We start from the raw sequence: 17,151 nt of genomic DNA, 5'->3' as shown, positions 1-17,151 counted from the left end.
CTGCAGGCGAAAGGCCCTGCGGCGCAGGCATGGCACGGAACTGGCTTGAAGACGGTAAACCTGGCCAATTGGTCAGCTTCCGGACCTCCAGCGCAGTTGCATGATCGCCGAGCCTCTTCCCGTCTCCGAGCCGGTCTCCACGCCGGCCGCCCCGCCCCGTGACGCCATCCGCGTGCGGAGCGCCAGCGTCATCTACCCCGGCGCGGACGCCCCGGTGCACGCCCTCCAGGACGTGGACCTGACCATCCGCCAGGGCGAGTTCATTTCCCTGATCGGCCCCTCGGGCTGCGGCAAGACCACCCTGCTGCGGGTGATCGCCGACCTGGAGCCGCTGTCCTCGGGCGAGATGTGGGTCAACGACATGAGCCCGCAGGACGCCCGCATGGCGCGCTCCTACGGCTATGTCTTCCAGGCCCCAGCCCTGTTCCCCTGGCGCACCGTGCTGGCCAATGTGATGCTGCCGCTGCAGATCCAGGGGCGGCTGCCGGCCCAGTGCGAGGAGATCGCCCGCGAGCAGCTGGCCCGGGTGGGCCTGGCCGGCTTCGAGAAGAAGTACCCCTGGCAGCTCTCCGGCGGCATGCAGCAGCGCGTGTCCATCGCCCGGGCGCTGGGCTTCGAGCCCCGGCTGCTGATGATGGACGAGCCCTTCGGCGCGCTCGACGAGATCACCCGCGACAGCCTGAACGTGCAGCTGCAGGACCTGTGGCGGCGCGAGCAGCGCACCGTGGTCTTCGTCACCCACTCCATCGCCGAGGCGGTGTACCTGTCCACCCGCATCGTCGTGATGTCGCCGCGGCCCGGCCGCATCGTGAAGATCATCGACTCGCCGCTGCCGGCCGAGCGCACGCTGGCCCTGCGCGACAGCCCGGAATTCACCGCGCTGGCCCACGAGGTGCGCGAAGCCCTGGCCGACGGACACCATGATCATTGACACCCTGCGCCGCCGGGTGCTGCCGGTGACGGTGGTGGGCGGGGTGATCCTGCTGCTCTGGTACGCCGCCACCATCGGTCTGAATGCCCCCGGCACCATCGAACGGGTGCTGCCCCCCCAGGGCGCCTGGACCTGGCAAGACCTGGTGCGGGCCACGCTGGCCATGCAGCGCCCGGTGCTGCCCGCGCCGCATCAGATCGCGGCCGACCTCTGGTCCGGCCTGGTGGACTGGCCGATCGACTCGCCGCGCAGCCTGTGGCTGCACACCGGTGTGACGGGCGAAGCGACCCTGATCGGTTTCGTGGCGGGCGCCCTGCTGGGCATGGTCCTGGCTGCCGCCATCGTCCACTCCCGCACGCTGGAGCGGGCCCTGCTGCCCTGGGTGGTGGCCTCGCAGACCATCCCGGTGCTGGCCATCGCCCCCATCGTCATGGTCATCCTGGGCAGCCTGGGCTTCGAGGGCCTGATGCCCAAGGTCGTCATCGCCACCTACCTCTGCTTCTTCCCGGTGACGGTGGCCATGGTGCAGGGCCTGCGCGCGCCGCAGCGCCTGGAGCTGGAACTGATGCACACCTACGCCGCCAGCCGGGCCCACACCTTCTGGATGCTGCGCCTGCCCGCCTCCCTCCCCTTCCTCTTTCCGGCACTGCGGGTCTCGATGGCGGCCGGCCTGGTCGGCGCCATCGTGGCCGAACTGCCTACCGGCGCCCAGGCCGGCCTGGGCGCGCGCCTGCTGACCAGCTCCTACTACGGCAACACGGTGGCCATCTGGTCGGCGCTGGTGATGGCCTCGGTGCTGGGCCTGGTGCTGACCGGCGCCATCACCCTGCTGGAAAAGGCCGTGCTGCGCCGCATGCGGCCGGCCCCGTCGCGGAGCGGCGCATGAACACCCTGAACCTGTCCACCCCGTCGCCCGCCGGGCTCCGCCGCCCCGGCTCGCTGGCCGCCGTGCTGGCCCTGGCCCTGACGGTGCTGGCCCCCAGCCAGGGCCAGCTGCGCCCGCTGGCCGACGCCCTGCTGCTGCTGGCGGCGCTGGCCGCGCTGCGCCCGGCCGTCGGCCCGGGCCGCAGCGCCCTGTCCCTGGGCCTGATCGCCGCAGCGGCCGTCGCCCTCTTCCTGGCCCTGCCCACCCCGCTGCAGGGCGGCGACGGGCTGCGCCTGCTGGCCATCCTGGCCCTGGCCCAGTGCAGCGTGCGCCAGCTGGCCGAGCAGCCCGACAGCCGCTGGAGCGGCCCGGCCACCGCCGGCCTGTTCGGCCTGTGGCTGCTGTACGTCTGGGAGCTGGGCGTCACCGTCTTCGAAGTGCCCCGGGTGCTGCTGCCCGCGCCCTCGCTGATCGTGCAGGCCCTGTGGGACAACACCGCCACGCTGGGCGGCGACTTCGTGCAGACCGTGCTGAAGTCGGTGCTGATCGGCTATCTGCTGGGCAACGGCCTGGGCGTGCTGACCGGCATCGCCATCGACCGCGCGCCCTTTCTGCAGCGTGGCCTGCAGCCGGTGGCCGCCCTGACCAGCACCGTGCCCCTGGTGGGCGTGGCACCGATCGCGGTGATGTGGTTCGGCTTCGACTGGCCGTCCAAGGCGGCGGTGATCGTGCTGATGACCTTCTTCCCGGCGCTGATCAACACCCTGGCCGGGCTGGACGCCGCCGGCAAGCTGGAGCGCGAACTGATGCACAGCTACGCCGCCGGCTACCGCCGCACGCTGCTGTGGCTGCGCCTGCCCACCGCGCTGCCGCACATCTTCGGCGCGCTCAAGGTCAATGCCACGCTGGCCCTGATCGGCGCCATCGTAGCCGAGTTCTTCGGCTCGCCCACGGCCGGCCTGGGCTTTCGGATCTCGACCGAGGCCGCCCGCATGAACATGCCCCTGGTCTGGGCCGCCATCGTGCTGGCCTCCCTCACCGGCTCGGTGCTGTACGCCCTGCTGTCGGCGCTGGAGCGCCGGGTGAACTTCTGGCACCCGGCCTTCCGCAGCCGCTGAACCTGCTTGCGCTTTCGTCCCTCATCACCAACCCACTCCACACGAGGAGCTTTTTCGATGATGCTTTCGATCCCGATGATCCGCCGCTCGGTGCTGGCCCTGGCCGCCGGTGCGTTCTGCCTGGGGGCCCAGGCGGCCGAGAAGGTCACGCTGCAGCTGAAGTGGGTGCCGCAAGCCCAGTTCGCCGGCTACTACGTGGCCGCAGCCAAGGGCTACTACAAGGCCGAAGGGCTGGATGTGACGATCAAGGCCGGCGGGCCGGACATCTCGCCCGTGCAGGTCATCGCCGGCAAGTCGGCCGACGTGGTCGTCAACTGGATGCCTGACGCGCTCGCCGCCCGCGAGGCCGGCGTGCCGCTGGTCAACATCGCCCAGGTGTTCGACAAGTCCGGCCTGATGCTGACCTGCAAGAAGTCGGCCGGTGTGCACAGCCCGAAGGACCTCAAGGGCAAGACCTTGGGCGTCTGGTACGGCGGCAACGAGTACCCGTTCCTGAACTGGATGAACAAGCTGGGCTACAAGCCGGGCACCGACATCAAGATCCTCAAGCAGGGCTTCAACGTCGATCCGCTGCTGCAGAACCAGGCCGCCTGCATCTCGACGATGATCTACAACGAGTACTGGCAGGTCATCGACGCCGGCATCAAGGAGACCGACCTGACCACCTTCTTCTATGAGAAGGAAGGCGTGGCCTCGCTGGAAGACGGCCTGTACGTGCTGGAAGGCAACCTGAAGGACAAGGCCTTCGTGGCCAAGATGGCCAAGTTCCTGAAGGCCAGCTTCAAGGGCTGGAACGAGGCGGTGAAGAACCCCGAGGAGGCGGCCAAGATCGTGGTCGCCCAGGACGCCTCGGGCAGCGCCACGGTGGCCGTGCAGAAGCGCCAGATGGAGAACATCGCCAAGCTGATCAGCAACGCCAACACGCCCAAGATCGGCTATCTGGACCCGGCCGCCTATGAGCGCACGGTCAAGGTGCTGCTGAGCGGCGGCAGCTCGCCGGTGATCAAGAAGGACCCGGGCACTGCGGCCATGACCCACGCCGTGTGGGACGCCGCACAGAAGTAAGGCATTCGGCCGCCCGCGCCACGGTCATCCGGGGCCCCGCCGCGGCGGGGCCCTATGATCGCGTCCGCATGAGCCCCTCCGCCCTTTCCCTGCGCCGCGCCGCTGCGGCCGAAGACGGCCGCAAAGGCCAGATCCGCCAGGCCAACGAGGCAGCCATCCTGCGTGCGGCCGAGCAGGTGTTCGCGCGGGCGGGTTTCGAGGGGGCCACCATGGCCGAGATCGCCGAGCAGGCGGATCTGCCCAAGGCCAACCTGCACTACTACTTCGGCGGCAAGAAGGGCCTGTACGAGGCGGTGCTGGCCACCGTGCTGCGCGACTGGCTCACCCCCACCGACGCGATCACCGCCGAGGCCGACCCGCGCGAGGCCCTGAGCCGCTACGTGCGCGCCAAGATGGCGCTCAGCCGTGAGCGGCCCGCGGCATCGCAGGTCTTCGCCAATGAACTGCTGCACGGTGCCCCGGTGGTGGGCGAGCTGCTGCGCAGCGAGCTGCACCGCCTGGTGGCGCAGAAGGCGGCCGTCATCGACGGCTGGATCGCCGCCGGCCGCATGACCCCGGTGGACAGCACCCACCTCTTCTTCTCGATCTGGGCCATGACCCAGACCTACGCGGACTTCGACGTCCAGGTGCGGGCGGTACTGGGTCGCGCCGAACTGACCCCGGCCGACCACGCCCGGGCCGAGGCCCATGTGCTGGCCATGGTCCTGCAAGGCTGCGGCCTGTCCCGGCCATGAGCGACACCGACCGCTTCCGCAGCGAAACCCTGGCCCTGCGGATCCTGGCCACTGCGGCCCTGCTGGGCCTGATCGTGCTGGGCCGCGATGTGCTGGTGCCCATCGCCCTGGCCGCGATGGCCGCCTTCGTGCTCGCCCCCGTCGTGCGGCAGATCCGCCGGCTCGGCCTGGGCCAGACAGGCGCCTCGCTGACCACGCTGGGCCTGGTGGCGCTGCTGGCGGCAGGCGTGGCCGGCGTTCTGGCCCTGCAGCTGGCCAGCCTGTCGAACAACCTGCCGCGCTACCAGACCCATCTGCAGAACAAGGTGGAGGCCGTGCGCCACCTGAGCCTGGGGCCCTTGGGCGCGCTGGGTGACCTCGGCCTGCGCCTGGCACCCGCCCCCGCGGACCCGCAGACCGGCCTGCCGGGCGCCCCGGACGCAGTGCCAGGCGACGCCACGGCGGGACAGTCACCCGTGAGCCTGCTGACCCATGTGCTGGCCAGCCTCTGGGGCCCGCTGGGCACCATCGGCGTGGTGGCGCTGGTGCTGGTCTTTCTGCTGCTGGAGCAGGACGCCCTGCGCGACCGCCTGCTGCGCCTGGCCGGCGGCCAGGACCTGCGCGCCGCCACCGTGGCCTTCGACGACGCCGCCCAGCGCCTGTCGCGCTACTTCGCCTCGCAGTTCGCGGTCAATGCCGGCGTGGGGCTGGTCACCTGGGCCCTGCTGGCCGCCATCGGCCTGCCGCAACCCGCCGTCTGGGCGGTGCTGGCGGCCCTGCTGCGCTTCGTGCCCTATGTGGGCTACCCGGCGGCCGCGCTGGCCGCGGCAGCCATGGCCGCGGCCGCCGAGCCCGGCTGGGGCCTGGCCGGCAGCACGCTGCTGATCCTGGCGGTGGTGGAACTGGTGGCGGCCAATGCCGTCGAACCCCACCTCTACGGCCACAGCACCGGCCTGTCGCCCTTCTCGGTGGTGGTCTCGGCCATCTTCTGGGGCGCGGTGTGGGGGCCGGTGGGCCTGCTCATGTCCACCCCGCTGACCCTGTGCCTGGTGGTGGCGGGCCGCCATGTGCCCGCGCTGTCCTTCCTGGACCTGCTGCTGGGGGACACGCCCGCGCTGACACTGGCCCAGCGCTTCTACCAGCGCAGCATCACCGGCAACCTGGTCGAGATCGTGGCCGACGCCCAGGCCTATCTGAAGAAGCATCCGCTGGCGCGCTACTTCGACCAGGTGGCGCTGCCGGCCTTCGAGCTGGCCCGTGCCGACTTCGAGGCCGGCCTGATCAGCGAATCCCAGCAGGCCAAGGCGCGGGCAGCCATCCAGGCGCTGTTCGACACCATCGCAGGCGACCCCACGCAGCCGCACCGGCGCGGGCGCCGCCGCCCGCCCAGCGCGCTGGACAGCGGCCGCATCGGACTGGGCCTGCGTCAGGCGCGGCTGCAGGCCAGTGGGGGGCGGCCGGGGCCGGAGCATGCCCCCCGGGGCTCGGTGACCCTGTGCCTGAGCAGCGGCAGCGTCGGCTCGGAGCTGGTGGCGGAACTGCTGGTGCGCGTGCTGTGCCACCAGGGTCTGGACGCGCGCCATTTCACGCTGGACGAATGCGTGACGCCCAAGGACCCGGAGGCCCTGGACGCACTGGGCCTGGTCTTCCTGGTGGAACTGCCCGAAGCCGACAGCCCGCAAGGCCACCGCGTGCTGCAGGCCCTGGGCGTGATCCGCCAGCGCGGCCTGGCACGGCTGGTGCTGCTGCGCCCCCGCACCGGCGGCGCAGACACGGCACCGCCCCCCGGGGCGCCCTGGCACTTCGACGCCAGTGCCGATTCGCTGGAAGCGGCCGTCGCCTGGGTGGACCCCAAGGCACGCTGAGCCCTGGCACGGCCCAGCGGCGGCCACAGCCCTTATGCTCACGGCATGCTGAGTCCTGAACAGTTCTTCGCCTTCCTGCTGGCCGCCCTCCTGATCACCGCCTCGCCCGGCCCCGACAACCTGATGGTGCTGGGCATGGGCATCTCCAAGGGGCGCCGCCAGGGCATGGCCTTCGGCCTGGGCTGCGCCCTGGGCTGCCTGAGCCACACCGTGCTGGCGGTGGCGGGCGTGAGCGCGCTTATCGCCGCCTCGCCGCTGGCCTTCACCACGCTGAAGGTTTGCGGCGGCCTGTACCTGGTGTGGCTGGGCGTGCAGGCCCTTCGCAGCCGCGGCGGTACCCAGATCCGGGCCGTCACCGACAGCGAACCCTCGCTGATGCGCCTGTTCCTCAAGGGCGTGTTCGCCAACGCCATCAACCCCAAGGTGGTGCTGTTCTTCCTGTCCTTCCTGCCCCAGTTCGTGGTGGCCGAGCACGGTCAGGTGGGACTGCAGATCGCCCTGCTGGGCCTGACCTTCACCCTCCAGGCCGCCCTGCTGTTCGGCCTGCTGGGCTACTTCTCGGGCGCCATCGGGCAGTGGATCAACCGCCAGCCCCGCGTGGGCCTGTGGCTGGACCGGGTGGCCGGTGCGGTCTTCGTGGGCCTGGGCCTGCGCCTGCTGGCCACCCGCTGAACCCGGGAGGCCGGACGTGTTCTCGCACATCTTCGTCGGCGTGAAGGACTTCGAGCGGGCCCTGGCCTTCTACACCCCGGTGCTGGCCGCGCTGGACATCGCCCCGCGCTTCTGCGACCGCAGCCGCCCCTGGGCCGGCTGGCAGAGCACCCCGGGGCCACGCCCCCTGTTCCTGATCGGCACGCCCTGGGATGGCCAGCCGCATGCCGCGGGCAATGGCCAGATGGTGGCCTTTCTGGCGCAGCGGCGGGACCAGGTGGACCGGGCCCATGCCCTGGCGCTGACGCATGGCGGCCAGTGCGAAGGCCCCCCGGGCCTGCGCCCGCACTACCACCCCGACTATTACGGCGCCTACTTCCGCGACCCGGAGGGCAACAAGATCGGCGTGGCCTGCCATGCGCCCGAAGCTGCGCCATTGGCACCGCGATGAGGGACTGAGCCCCCCTGGGCGCGGCACTCCCTGGCGCCGCTCAGACAGCGGCCGGGCGACGCAGGGCGCTCCAGTGCTTGAACCGCAGCATGGGCTTTTCGACCCAGTACCAGGAGAAGGCGGCGAATGCCGACGTCACCAGGCCGGCCACGACGAAGTTGACGTACCAGAGCCGCGGGATCGCCTCGATGCTGACCACCGCCTGCTGCACCACGAAGCCATAGAGGTAGATGCCGTAGGAGAAGTCGGCGCCTTGCACCAACCTGATGCGGCGCGGATTCAGCAGGCCGAGGTGTGCGGTGGCATAGGCCACGGGCAGGGGCGCCAGGAAGTCACCGCCCGGCACCACGGACAGCAGCAGCAGGCTCGCCAGCAGCGTGCCCCACAGCAGCGGGCGGCTGTAGGGAATCACCTCCCGGTACAGGTAGGCCATCACCCCGGCCAGGAAGCTGGCCACCAGCAGGTAGCCGGACACCGGCCCCACGGGGGTCAGGGCCAGGCTCTGGCTGAAGGACTTGTAGAGGAACAGGCTCAGGCTGATCGCCACGATGGAAAGGATGCCCACCACACGTCGGTTCTTCAGGCCCGCCAGCGCCAGCACCGCCAGGGTCAGATAGCAGTACAGCTCGAATGGGACCGTCCACAGCTGGGTGTTCACCGTGTTCGGATGCGGGTTGTCGTTGAAGACGCCGGGCAGCAGGAAGGAGATGTGGCCGGTGGCATTCACCAGATAGCGCAGGAACAGCGGATCCGAAAAGTACTGGCCGAGCGTGTAGCTGGTGAAGATCGGCCCCAGGATGAAGGCCGAAAGCAGCACCTCGACCGTCAGCGCCGGGTAGATGCGCACCGCGCGCATCCACAGAAAGGTGGCGATGCCCTGGCTGCGCAGCAGGCTCCCGGCCACCAGGAAGCCGCTGAGGGCAAAGAACATCGGCAGGATGGCCCGGATGAAGGGGCGCAGCCAGGAGCCGAACAGCGCATCGTTGGCCGGCAGGCCATAGGTGGTGTCCACCGAATGCACCAGGAGCACGGCCACCGCCAGGGTGAGCCTCAAGTAGTCAAACCCGGAGGCCCGGCCCCCGGTCTCCTCGATCCGTTGCGCCAGCGTTGTCATGGCTCTCCCTTCGATCCATCGACGCGATGGCCAAAGAGCAAGAGCTTCTCCGGGTAGCCCCCCTCAGGACAAGCCCGATGATGCAACGCAGCGCAAGCGCTGTATCAGGCTGTGCGAACCACCTTCGCCGGCGTCAGGTCGGTGTCGTCCGCCTCGTCCTCCTCGCCCAGGAAGCCGCCGCTCTGGTGGGCCCACAGACGCGCATACAGACCGCCGCGCGCCAGCAGCTCGGCGTGGCTGCCCTCCTCCACCACCCGGCCGGCGTCCATCACGAGCAGCCGGTCCATCGCGGCGATGGTGGACAGCCGGTGAGCGATGGCCACCACCGTCTTGCCCTCCATCAGCTTGTAGAGGCTGTCCTGGATGGCCACCTCCACCTCGCTGTCCAGCGCGCTGGTGGCTTCGTCCAGCAACAGGATGGGCGCGTCCTTGAGCATCACCCGGGCGATGGCGATGCGCTGGCGTTGGCCACCGGAGAGCTTCACACCGCGCTCGCCCACCTGGGCGTCGTAGCCCTGGCGGCCCTTGGGGTCGCTCAGCGTCTGGATGAAGGCCGCCGCCTCGGCCCGCTCGGCCGCGGCCTTCATGGCGGCGTCGCCCGCGTCAGGCCGGCCGTAGAGGATGTTCTCGCGCACCGAGCGGTGCAGCAGCGAGGTGTCCTGGGTGACCATGCCCACCTGGGCGCGCAGGCTGTCCTGCGTCACGCCGGCGATGTCCTGACCATCGATCAGCACCCGGCCGCCCTGCACATCGTGAAAGCGCAGCAGCAGGCTCAGCACCGTGCTCTTGCCTGCGCCGCTGCGGCCCACCAGGCCGATCTTCTCGCCCGGCCGGATGGTCAGGTCCAGGTGGTCCACCACCGGGCGGCCGGTGGCGGCATCGCCGTAGTGGAAGGTGACATCCTCGAAGCGGATCTCGCCGGCCTTCACCTGCAGCGGCCGGGCCTCGGTGGCGTCCACCACGCGGCGTGGCCGCGCCAGGGTGCCGATGCCGTCCTGCACCGTGCCAATGTTCTCGAACAGCGAGGCCATCTCCCACATGATCCAGTGCGAGATGCCGTTCAGGCGCATGGCCATCGCGGTGGCCGCCGCCACCGCGCCCACGCCCACCTCACCGAGGGTCCAGCGCCACAGGGCCACGCCGGCAATGCCCAGGATCAGCAGCACGCTGAGCACATGGATGACCACCTCGAACCAGCTCACCAACCGCATCTGCCGGTGCACCGTGCCGAGGAAATCCTGCATCGCGCCCTTGGCATGGGCGGCCTCGCGCCGGTCGTGGGCGAAGAGCTTGACGGTGGCGATGTTGGTGTAGGCATCGGTGATGCGCCCGGTCATCAGCGAGCGGGCATCGGCCTGGTTCTTGGACACGTGGGCCAGGCGCGGCACGAAGACCCGCATGGCCGCGAGGTACAGCGCCAGCCAGCCGCCCAGCGGCACCAGCATCCAGGCGTCAAAGCCGCCCACCACCGCCATCAGCGTGACGAAGTAGATGATGATGAAGACCAGGATGTCGCAGACGGTGAACCAGACGTCACGCACCGCCAGCGCGGTCTGCATCACCTTGGCGGCGATGCGGCCGGCGAACTCGTCCTGGAAGAAGGCCATGCTCTGGCCCAGCATCAGGCGGTGGAAGTTCCAGCGCAGGCGCATCGGGAAGTTGCCCGCCAGCGTCTGGTGCTTGAACATGGTCTGCAGCGCCACGGCCAGCGTGCTGCACGCCAGCACGGCCCCCAGCGCCAGCAGGGTGTGCCCTTCGCGCGCCCACAGCTCGGCCGGCGGAATGCCGGCCAGCCAGTCCACCAGCTTGCCCAACAGCGAGAACAGCCAGGCCTCGAACACGCCGATGATGGCGGTGAAGAGCGTCATGCCGGCGATGTAGCGCCGCACGCCCTCGGTGGCCTGCCACAGAAAAGGCCAGAAGCGGCTGGGCGCCGGACCGGACTCCGCCACCGGGAAGGGGTCGACAAGGCGCTCGAAACGGTCGAACAAGGACAAGGGGGTTCCCTTCGGAAGAACGGGCCGGATGGGCCAGGACAGACGGCCGCGGATGGCGGCCAAGCCCTCTAGCGTAGCGTGGAAGGGTGACGCTGTCTTGGCGCCGGGCTTCCTCCGGATGGCGGCTGCGGTGCGGCCAGGGCCCTGCTAGCATGCGCCGCGCCATGCCGCCCATCCCCCCGGTTTCACGCACGCCCATCCTGCTGATGGTGGGCCGCGACCACTGGCAGAAGGACGGGCCGCTGAACATCCAACTGCTCGATCGCCTGCGGCGGCCCGGGCTGCGTGTGGCCTGGGAAGACCCGGCCACGGCCTGGGTGCATGCCTGGCAGGACTGGACACGCCGACACCCCGGCCTGCCGGGATGGCTGCATCCGTGGGGGCTGCGCGGCGCGCAATTGGCCTACGCCGTGGTTCACCCCTCCTACCTGGGCTACCTGCGGCGCCGGGGCCGGCGCACGGTGGAAGACCGCTGCGCCAGCCTGTGCCACACCGTGCGCGCGCTGGCGCAGCAGGGCGAGGTCATCGTCTTCGCCCGCTCCTCGGGCGGGCGGGTGGCCTCGCTGGTGGCCGATGCGCTGCCCCTGTCCCGCATCGTCTGCCTGGGCTACCCCTTTCGCCACCCCGATGCAGGCGACGAGCCCGAGCGCTACCGGCACCTGGCCACGCTGCGCACGCCGATGCTGATCGTCCAGGGCCGACATGACGTCTATGGCGGCGCCGAGGTGGCCCAGCGCTACCCCTTGAGCCCGCAGGTCTGCCTGCGGGTGGTCGAAGCCGACCACGACTTCCGTCTCGACCCCGAACAAGCCGACCGGATCGTGGCCCTCATCGAGACCGAGCTCGGCTGGTGAGCCGCGGCGGGCCGATCCGTCCCCCCTCAGCCCACCACGCCCGCCCGCTCCAGCATGGCGTGCAGCAGCACGTTGCAGCCGGCGGCGATGTGGGCCGGGTCGGCGTCCTCGATCTCGTTGTGGCTGATGCCGTCCTTGCAGGGGATGAAGACCATGCCGGCCGGCGCCAGCTGGGCCATGTAGACCGCGTCGTGGCCGGCGCCGGAGACGCAGCGCATGGCGCTGTAGCCCAGCGTCCGGGCGCCGTGGGCCACCGCCTCCACGCAGTCGGGGTGGAAGGGCTGCGCGGGGTAGGCGGACACCAGATCCAACCGGATCGCCAGCCCGGTCTCGCGGGTCAGCCGCTCGGCCACGGCGCGGATGTCGGCGTCCATCGCGTCGCAGGCCGCGTCGCTGGCATTGCGCATGTCGATGCTGAACTTCACCTGCCCGGGGATCACGTTGCGGCTGTTCGGGAAGACCTGCACCATGCCCACGGTGCCGCGGCCCTCGGGGCCATGCCGGCCAGCGCAGGCCACCACCTCCTGCATCAGGCGGGTGGCCACCTGCAGCGCGTCGCGGCGCAGGTGCATGGGGGTGGGGCCGGCATGGGCCTCCATGCCGGTCACGGTGCAGTCGTACCAGCGGATGCCCAGCACCCCGGTGACGATGCCGATGGTCTTGCCGTGGTCCTCCAGCACCGGGCCCTGCTCGATGTGGGTCTCGAAATAGGCGCCGATGGGGTGCTGGCCCGGCACCTCGTCGCCCAGGTAGCCGATCTTCTGCAGCTCGTCCTTCACCGTCTTGCCGTCCACATCGGTGGCGGCATAGGCATGTTCGAGCGTGAAGGCGCCGCGGAACACGCCCGAGCCCATCATCACCGGCACGAAGCGCGAACCCTCCTCGTTGGTCCAGAAGGCCAGCTCCATCGGCGCCTCGGTCTGGATGCCGTGGTCGTTGAGGGTGCGCATCACCTCCAGCCCGGCCAGCACGCCGTAGTTGCCGTCGAACTTGCCCCCGGTGGGCTGGGTGTCGATGTGGCTGCCGGTCATGATGGGCGGCAGGCTGTTGTTGCGCCCGGGGCGGCGCATGAAGACGTTGCCGATCTGGTCGATGGTGACGGACAGGCCCGCCTCGCGGGCCCAACCCACGACGAGGTCGCGGCCCTGGCCGTCCAGCTCGGACAGGGCCAGGCGGCAGACGCCGCCCTTGGGCGTGGCGCCGATGCGGGCCAGGTCCATCAGCGATTGCCAGAGGCGTTCGCCATGGATGCGCAAGGCGGAGGTGGACGTGGTGCTGGGGGTGCTCATGGGATGCTCCTGTTATTCGGCGCCACTCAGCGCGCCACGGCCACCGGCGCGGCCAGCGCCGCCTTGCGGCCCAATGCAGTGAACTGCGGCCCAAAGGCCGGACGCTTGATGTAGCGGCCGGCGCCCGCCTCGGCGCGCAGCTCGCCCTGGGCGAAGACCACCGTGCCCTGGCTGATGGTGTGGCTGGGCACGCCGGTGACGGTGCGCCCTTCGAAGATGTTGAAGTCGCCCTTGGAATGCTGGCTGGCGGCCGAGAAGGTCTTGGTGCCGGCCGGGTCCCAGACGACCAGATCGGCATCGGCGCCCTTGGCCACGCAGCCCTTGCGCGGGTAAAGGTTGAAGAGCTTGGCGGCGTTGGCCGAGGTCACCGAAACGAACTCGCTGGGCGTGAGGCGACCGCTGTTGACGCCGGCATCCCAGAGCACCGCCATGCGCTCCTCCACCCCGCCGGTGCCATTGGGGATCTTGCTGAAGTCCAGCCGGCCGGCCGCCTTCTGCGCGGCGCAGAAGGTGCAGTGGTCGGTGGCGGTGGTCTGCAGCGCACCGGCCTGCAGGTGACGCCACAGCGCCTCCTGGTGGCCCTTGGCACGGAAGGGCGGGCTCATCACATGCGCGGCGGCGAACTCGAAGCTCGGGTCGCGGTAGACGCTGTCGTCCACCACCAGGTGGCCGGCCAGCACCTCGCCGTAGACGCGCTGGCCACGGGCGCGGGCGCGGGCGATGGCCTCGGCCGTCTCGGCGCTGGAGACGTGCACCACGTAGATCGGCACGTTGAGCACATCGGCGATGGCGATGGCGCGCTGGGCGGCCTCGGCCTCCACCGCTGGCGGGCGGGAGAGCGGGTGGCCCTCGGGGCCGGTGATGCCCTGGGTCTTCATCTCCTGCTGCAGCAGGAAGACCAGCTCGCCGTTCTCGGCGTGCACGGTGGGCATGGCGCCCAGCGCCAGCGCGCGGCGGAAGCTGTTCACCAGGGTCTCGTCGTCGCACATGATGGCGTTCTTGTAGGCCATGAAGTGCTTGAAGCTGTTCACGCCCTCCTCGCGCACCAGGGTGCCCATGTCGGCGTGCACGCTCTCGCCCCACCAGGTGATGGCGACGTGGAAGCTGTAGTCGCTGGCCGCCACCTCGGCCCACTGGCGCCACTGGCGGTAGGCGTCCATCAGTGGCTGCTGCGGGTCGGGGATGACGAAGTCGATGATGCTGGTGGTGCCGCCGGCCAGGCCGGCCGCGGTGCCGCTGTAGAAGTCATCGACGGTGCGGGTGCCCATGAACGGGAAGTTCATGTGGGTGTGCGGGTCGATGCCGCCGGGCATCACGTACTGGCCGCCGGCTTCGATGAGGGTGGCGCCCAACGGGGCGCTGAGCTGCTCGCCCACCTCGGCGATCACCCCGTTCACGCACAGCACATCGGCACGCTGCTCGCGGTCGGCGTTCACCACCGTGCCACCGCGGATCAACAGGCTCTTCATGGTTTGCTCCTCAGACCGCGGTTTCCCGCATCGGGTTGTTGGGGTGGGTGCGCCAGTCGCGGTGGCCGGCCGGCACCGGTGCGCCGGTGCGCTCATCGATCTCGCCGGGGGCCAGGTCGCGCATCGTGATGCAGCCGGGCACCGGGCAGATGGAGGCGCAGAGGTTGCAGCCCACGCAGTCGGCCTCCTTCACCTCGAAGCGGCGCGCGCCGGTGGCCTCGTCCTTGTGGAAGGCGATGGCCTGGTGCGAGGTGTCCTCGCAGACCACGTGGCAGCGGCCGCACTCGATGCAGGCGTCGGTGTCGATCACCGCCTTGGAGACATGGTTCAGATTCAGATAGCGCCAGTCCGACACGGTGGGCACGGCCCGGCCCTGCACCGCCGCCAGATTGGGCAGGCCCTTCTCGTCCAGGTAGCTGGACAGGCCGGAGACCATCTCCTGCACGATGCGAAAGCCATAGACCATGGCCGCGGTGCAGACCTGCACCGTGCCGGCGCCCAGGGCGATGTACTCCATCGCATCGCGCCAGTTGGTGACGCCACCGATGCCGGAGATGGGCAGGCCCGCGGTCTCCGGGTCGCGGGCGATCTCGGCCACCATGTTCAGCGCGATGGGCTTGACCGCCGGGCCGCAGTAGCCGCCGTGGCTGCCCTTGCCGCCGGTGCTGGGCAGCATGGTCAGGGTGTCCAGGTCCACGCCCATCACCGAGTTGATGGTGTTGATCAGGCTGACCGCATCGGCCCCGCCGCGCTTGGCGGCCCGTGCCGGGTGGCGGATGTCGGCGATGTTGGGCGTGAGCTTGACGATCACCGGCAGGCGGCTGTACTGCTTGCACCAGGCGGTGACCATCTCGATGTACTCGGGCACCTGGCCCACGGCCGCGCCCATGCCGCGCTCGCTCATGCCGTGCGGGCAGCCGAAGTTCAGCTCGATGCCGTCGGCCCCCGTGTCCTCCACCATCGGCAGGATGCGCTTCCAGCTGGCCTCGTTGCAGGGCACCATCAGCGAGACCACCATCGCGCGGTCCGGCCAGTCGCGCTTGACCTGGGTGATCTCCTTGAGGTTCAGATCCAGCGGGCGGTCGGTGATGAGCTCGATGTTGTTCAGGCCCAGCACGCGGCGGTCGGGCGACAGCAGGGTGCTGTAGCGCGGCCCATGCACATTGACCACCGGCGGGTCCTCGCCCAGGGTCTTCCAGACCACACCGCCCCAGCCGGCCTCGAAGGCGCGGATGACGTTGGTCGCCTTGTCGGTGGGCGGGGCGGAGGCCAGCCAGAACGGGTTCGGGCTCTGGATGCCCACGAAGTTCGTCGAGAGATCGGCCATGGTGAAAGGCTCCTGGAAGATCGTCAGGCGGCGTGGGCCACCGGCTGTTCGGAAGGCTGGGAAGTGGCGGATTGGATGGCCGCATGGATGGACAGCGCGGCCTGCTTGCCGTGCTCCACCGCCTCCACCGTCAGGTCGCGGCCACCGGCCACGCAGTCGCCGCCGGCCCAGACGCCCGGCAGCGCGGTGCGGCCCTCGGCGTCCACCACCAGGCGGCCCCCTTGGATCGCCAGACCGGCCGACTCGGCCCAGGGCAGGGCCAGCTTCTGGCCGATGGCCTTGAGCACCTGGTCGGCGGCCAGCGTTTCCACCTCGCCGGTGGGCTGCAGGCGGCCGTCCACCTCCTGCTGCACGGCCAGCGCGATGGCGCTGACCCGGCCGTCCTGGCCCAGCAGGGCCTGCGGCGCCAGATGGTGGCGGATCACCACCCCGTGCGTCTGCGCCCAGTGCTGCTCCACCTGGGAAGCCGACATGGCCTCGGGCCCGCGGCGGTAGGCGATGGTGACCTGCTCGGCGCCCAGCAGCTTGGCCTGCACCGCGGCGTCGATGGCCGTCATGCCGCCGCCGATGACCACCACGCGCCGGCCCACCGGCAGGCGGGCCAGGTCCGGGGCCTGGCGCAGCTGGGCGATGAAGTCCACCGCATCGGCCACGCCAGCCAGGTCCTCGCCCGGCACGCCCAGGGCCGCCGTGCCGCCCAGGCCCAGGCCCAGGAACACCGCGTCGAAGCTGTTGCGCAACTCGACCAGCTGGGCCACGGTCTCCAGCTTCCAGCCGCAGCGCACGGTGATGCCGCCGGTCTGCAGCAGCCAGGCGATCTCACGCTGGGCGAAGTCCTCGGCCGTCTTGTAGCTGGCCAGGCCATATTCATTGAGGCCACCGGCCTTCTCGCGGGCGTCGAAGACGACCACGTGGTGGCCCTGCAGGGCCAGGCCGTGGGCGCAGGCCAGGCCGGCCGGGCCGGCGCCCACCACCGCCACGTTGCGGCCGGTGGCCGGTGCGCGGGTGAAGAAGGTGCTGGCCGGCAGCGTCATCGCCGCATCCACCGCGTGGCGCTGCAGGCGGCCGATGGCGATGGGCTGGCCCTGCTGGGTGTTGCGCACGCAGACGGCCTCGCACAGCTCCTCGGTCGGGCAGACGCGGGCGCACAGCCCGCCCAGCGGGTTGGCCGCCAGGATGGCCCGGGCTGCGCCGCGCAGGTCGCCATCGCCGATGCGACGGATGAACTGCGGCACCGGAATGTGGGTGGGACAGGCCTGCTCGCAGGGCGCGTCGTGGCAGTAGAGGCAGCGCTCGGCTTCCAGCAGCGCCTGGGCGCGGGTGAGCGGGGCTTCGGCGGCGGCGGCGATGGCCTGCGCGGGATGGGGGGTCGGGGACACGCGAACTCCTCGTCTGGTTCGGGTTGGGCCTCAGGAACTTGACCGTTTGGTCAACTTTCAGAG

Annotated in this window: 15 protein-coding genes; 9 read left to right on the top strand and 6 right to left on the bottom strand. The window is 70.5% G+C overall.

Annotated elements, in window-relative coordinates:
* Positions 1-100: 100 nt before the first annotated feature.
* From M0L44_RS02810 to M0L44_RS02775, 8 genes are all read left to right on the top strand, one after another.
* Complete coding sequence (locus tag M0L44_RS02810; RefSeq protein ID WP_252768102.1) at positions 101-931, top strand: ABC transporter ATP-binding protein; 831 nt, start codon at positions 101-103, stop codon at positions 929-931.
* Complete coding sequence (locus tag M0L44_RS02805) at positions 921-1,817, top strand: ABC transporter permease (protein WP_252768101.1); 897 nt, start codon at positions 921-923, stop codon at positions 1,815-1,817. Before M0L44_RS02810 ends, M0L44_RS02805 begins: the two co-directional genes overlap by 11 nt.
* Positions 1,814-2,914 carry an ABC transporter permease gene (locus tag M0L44_RS02800; protein WP_252768100.1) on the top strand — a complete coding sequence of 367 codons (1,101 nt, stop codon included), beginning with the start codon at positions 1,814-1,816 and terminating at the stop codon, positions 2,912-2,914. Before M0L44_RS02805 ends, M0L44_RS02800 begins: the two co-directional genes overlap by 4 nt.
* Positions 2,915-2,971: 57 nt before the next feature.
* Positions 2,972-3,979, top strand: a complete 1,008-nt coding sequence (locus M0L44_RS02795) for an ABC transporter substrate-binding protein (RefSeq protein WP_252768099.1) — start codon at positions 2,972-2,974, stop codon at positions 3,977-3,979.
* 68 nt (positions 3,980-4,047) lie between these two features.
* On the top strand, positions 4,048-4,713 hold the full coding sequence (locus M0L44_RS02790; RefSeq protein ID WP_252768098.1) for a TetR/AcrR family transcriptional regulator: 666 nt from the start codon (positions 4,048-4,050) through the stop codon (positions 4,711-4,713).
* Complete coding sequence (locus M0L44_RS02785) at positions 4,710-6,557, top strand: AI-2E family transporter (RefSeq protein ID WP_252768097.1); 1,848 nt, start codon at positions 4,710-4,712, stop codon at positions 6,555-6,557. The genes M0L44_RS02790 and M0L44_RS02785 overlap by 4 nt, the downstream gene beginning before the upstream one ends.
* Positions 6,558-6,602: 45 nt before the next feature.
* On the top strand, positions 6,603-7,229 hold the full coding sequence (locus M0L44_RS02780) for a LysE family translocator (RefSeq protein WP_252768096.1): 627 nt from the start codon (positions 6,603-6,605) through the stop codon (positions 7,227-7,229).
* 16 nt (positions 7,230-7,245) lie between these two features.
* Positions 7,246-7,659 (top strand): VOC family protein, encoded by a 414-nt coding sequence (locus tag M0L44_RS02775; protein ID WP_252768095.1) that lies wholly within the window; start codon positions 7,246-7,248, stop codon positions 7,657-7,659.
* Positions 7,660-7,699: 40 nt separating this feature from the next.
* On the opposite strand, the gene M0L44_RS02770 is transcribed toward M0L44_RS02775, so the two are convergent.
* Positions 7,700-8,773 (bottom strand): acyltransferase family protein, encoded by a 1,074-nt coding sequence (locus M0L44_RS02770; RefSeq protein WP_252768094.1) that lies wholly within the window; start codon positions 8,771-8,773, stop codon positions 7,700-7,702.
* A 104-nt stretch (positions 8,774-8,877) separates the two neighbouring features.
* Positions 8,878-10,764 (bottom strand): ABC transporter ATP-binding protein, encoded by a 1,887-nt coding sequence (locus M0L44_RS02765; protein ID WP_252768563.1) that lies wholly within the window; start codon positions 10,762-10,764, stop codon positions 8,878-8,880.
* A gap of 170 nt (positions 10,765-10,934) precedes the next feature.
* On the opposite strand from M0L44_RS02765, the gene M0L44_RS02760 reads away from it, so the two are divergent.
* Positions 10,935-11,624, top strand: coding sequence for an alpha/beta family hydrolase (locus M0L44_RS02760; protein WP_252768093.1), 690 nt, complete (start codon positions 10,935-10,937; stop codon positions 11,622-11,624).
* A 26-nt stretch (positions 11,625-11,650) separates the two neighbouring features.
* Here M0L44_RS02760 and M0L44_RS02755 read toward each other — a convergent pair whose 3' ends face one another.
* Genes M0L44_RS02755 through M0L44_RS02740 form a run of 4 tightly spaced genes read right to left on the bottom strand, consistent with a single transcriptional unit; the run spans position 11,651 to position 17,088 of the window.
* Positions 11,651-12,913: a Zn-dependent hydrolase gene (locus M0L44_RS02755; RefSeq protein WP_252768092.1), complete on the bottom strand. Its 1,263-nt coding sequence runs from the start codon at positions 12,911-12,913 to the stop codon at positions 11,651-11,653.
* A gap of 26 nt (positions 12,914-12,939) precedes the next feature.
* Positions 12,940-14,382 (bottom strand): dihydropyrimidinase, encoded by a 1,443-nt coding sequence (hydA, locus tag M0L44_RS02750; protein WP_252768091.1) that lies wholly within the window; start codon positions 14,380-14,382, stop codon positions 12,940-12,942.
* 10 nt (positions 14,383-14,392) lie between these two features.
* Entirely contained in the window at positions 14,393-15,709 is a 1,317-nt protein-coding gene (preA, locus tag M0L44_RS02745; RefSeq protein ID WP_252768090.1) for an NAD-dependent dihydropyrimidine dehydrogenase subunit PreA, read from the bottom strand.
* Between the two features lie 23 nt (positions 15,710-15,732).
* Positions 15,733-17,088: an NAD(P)-dependent oxidoreductase gene (locus M0L44_RS02740; RefSeq protein WP_252768089.1), complete on the bottom strand. Its 1,356-nt coding sequence runs from the start codon at positions 17,086-17,088 to the stop codon at positions 15,733-15,735.
* Positions 17,089-17,151: the final 63 nt, after the last annotated feature.

The organism is Ideonella oryzae, assembly GCF_024055665.1.
In the GTDB taxonomy this organism is placed as follows: Bacteria; Pseudomonadota; Gammaproteobacteria; order Burkholderiales; family Burkholderiaceae_C; genus Ideonella; species Ideonella oryzae.
This window is presented reverse-complemented; position numbering and strand designations above follow the sequence as displayed.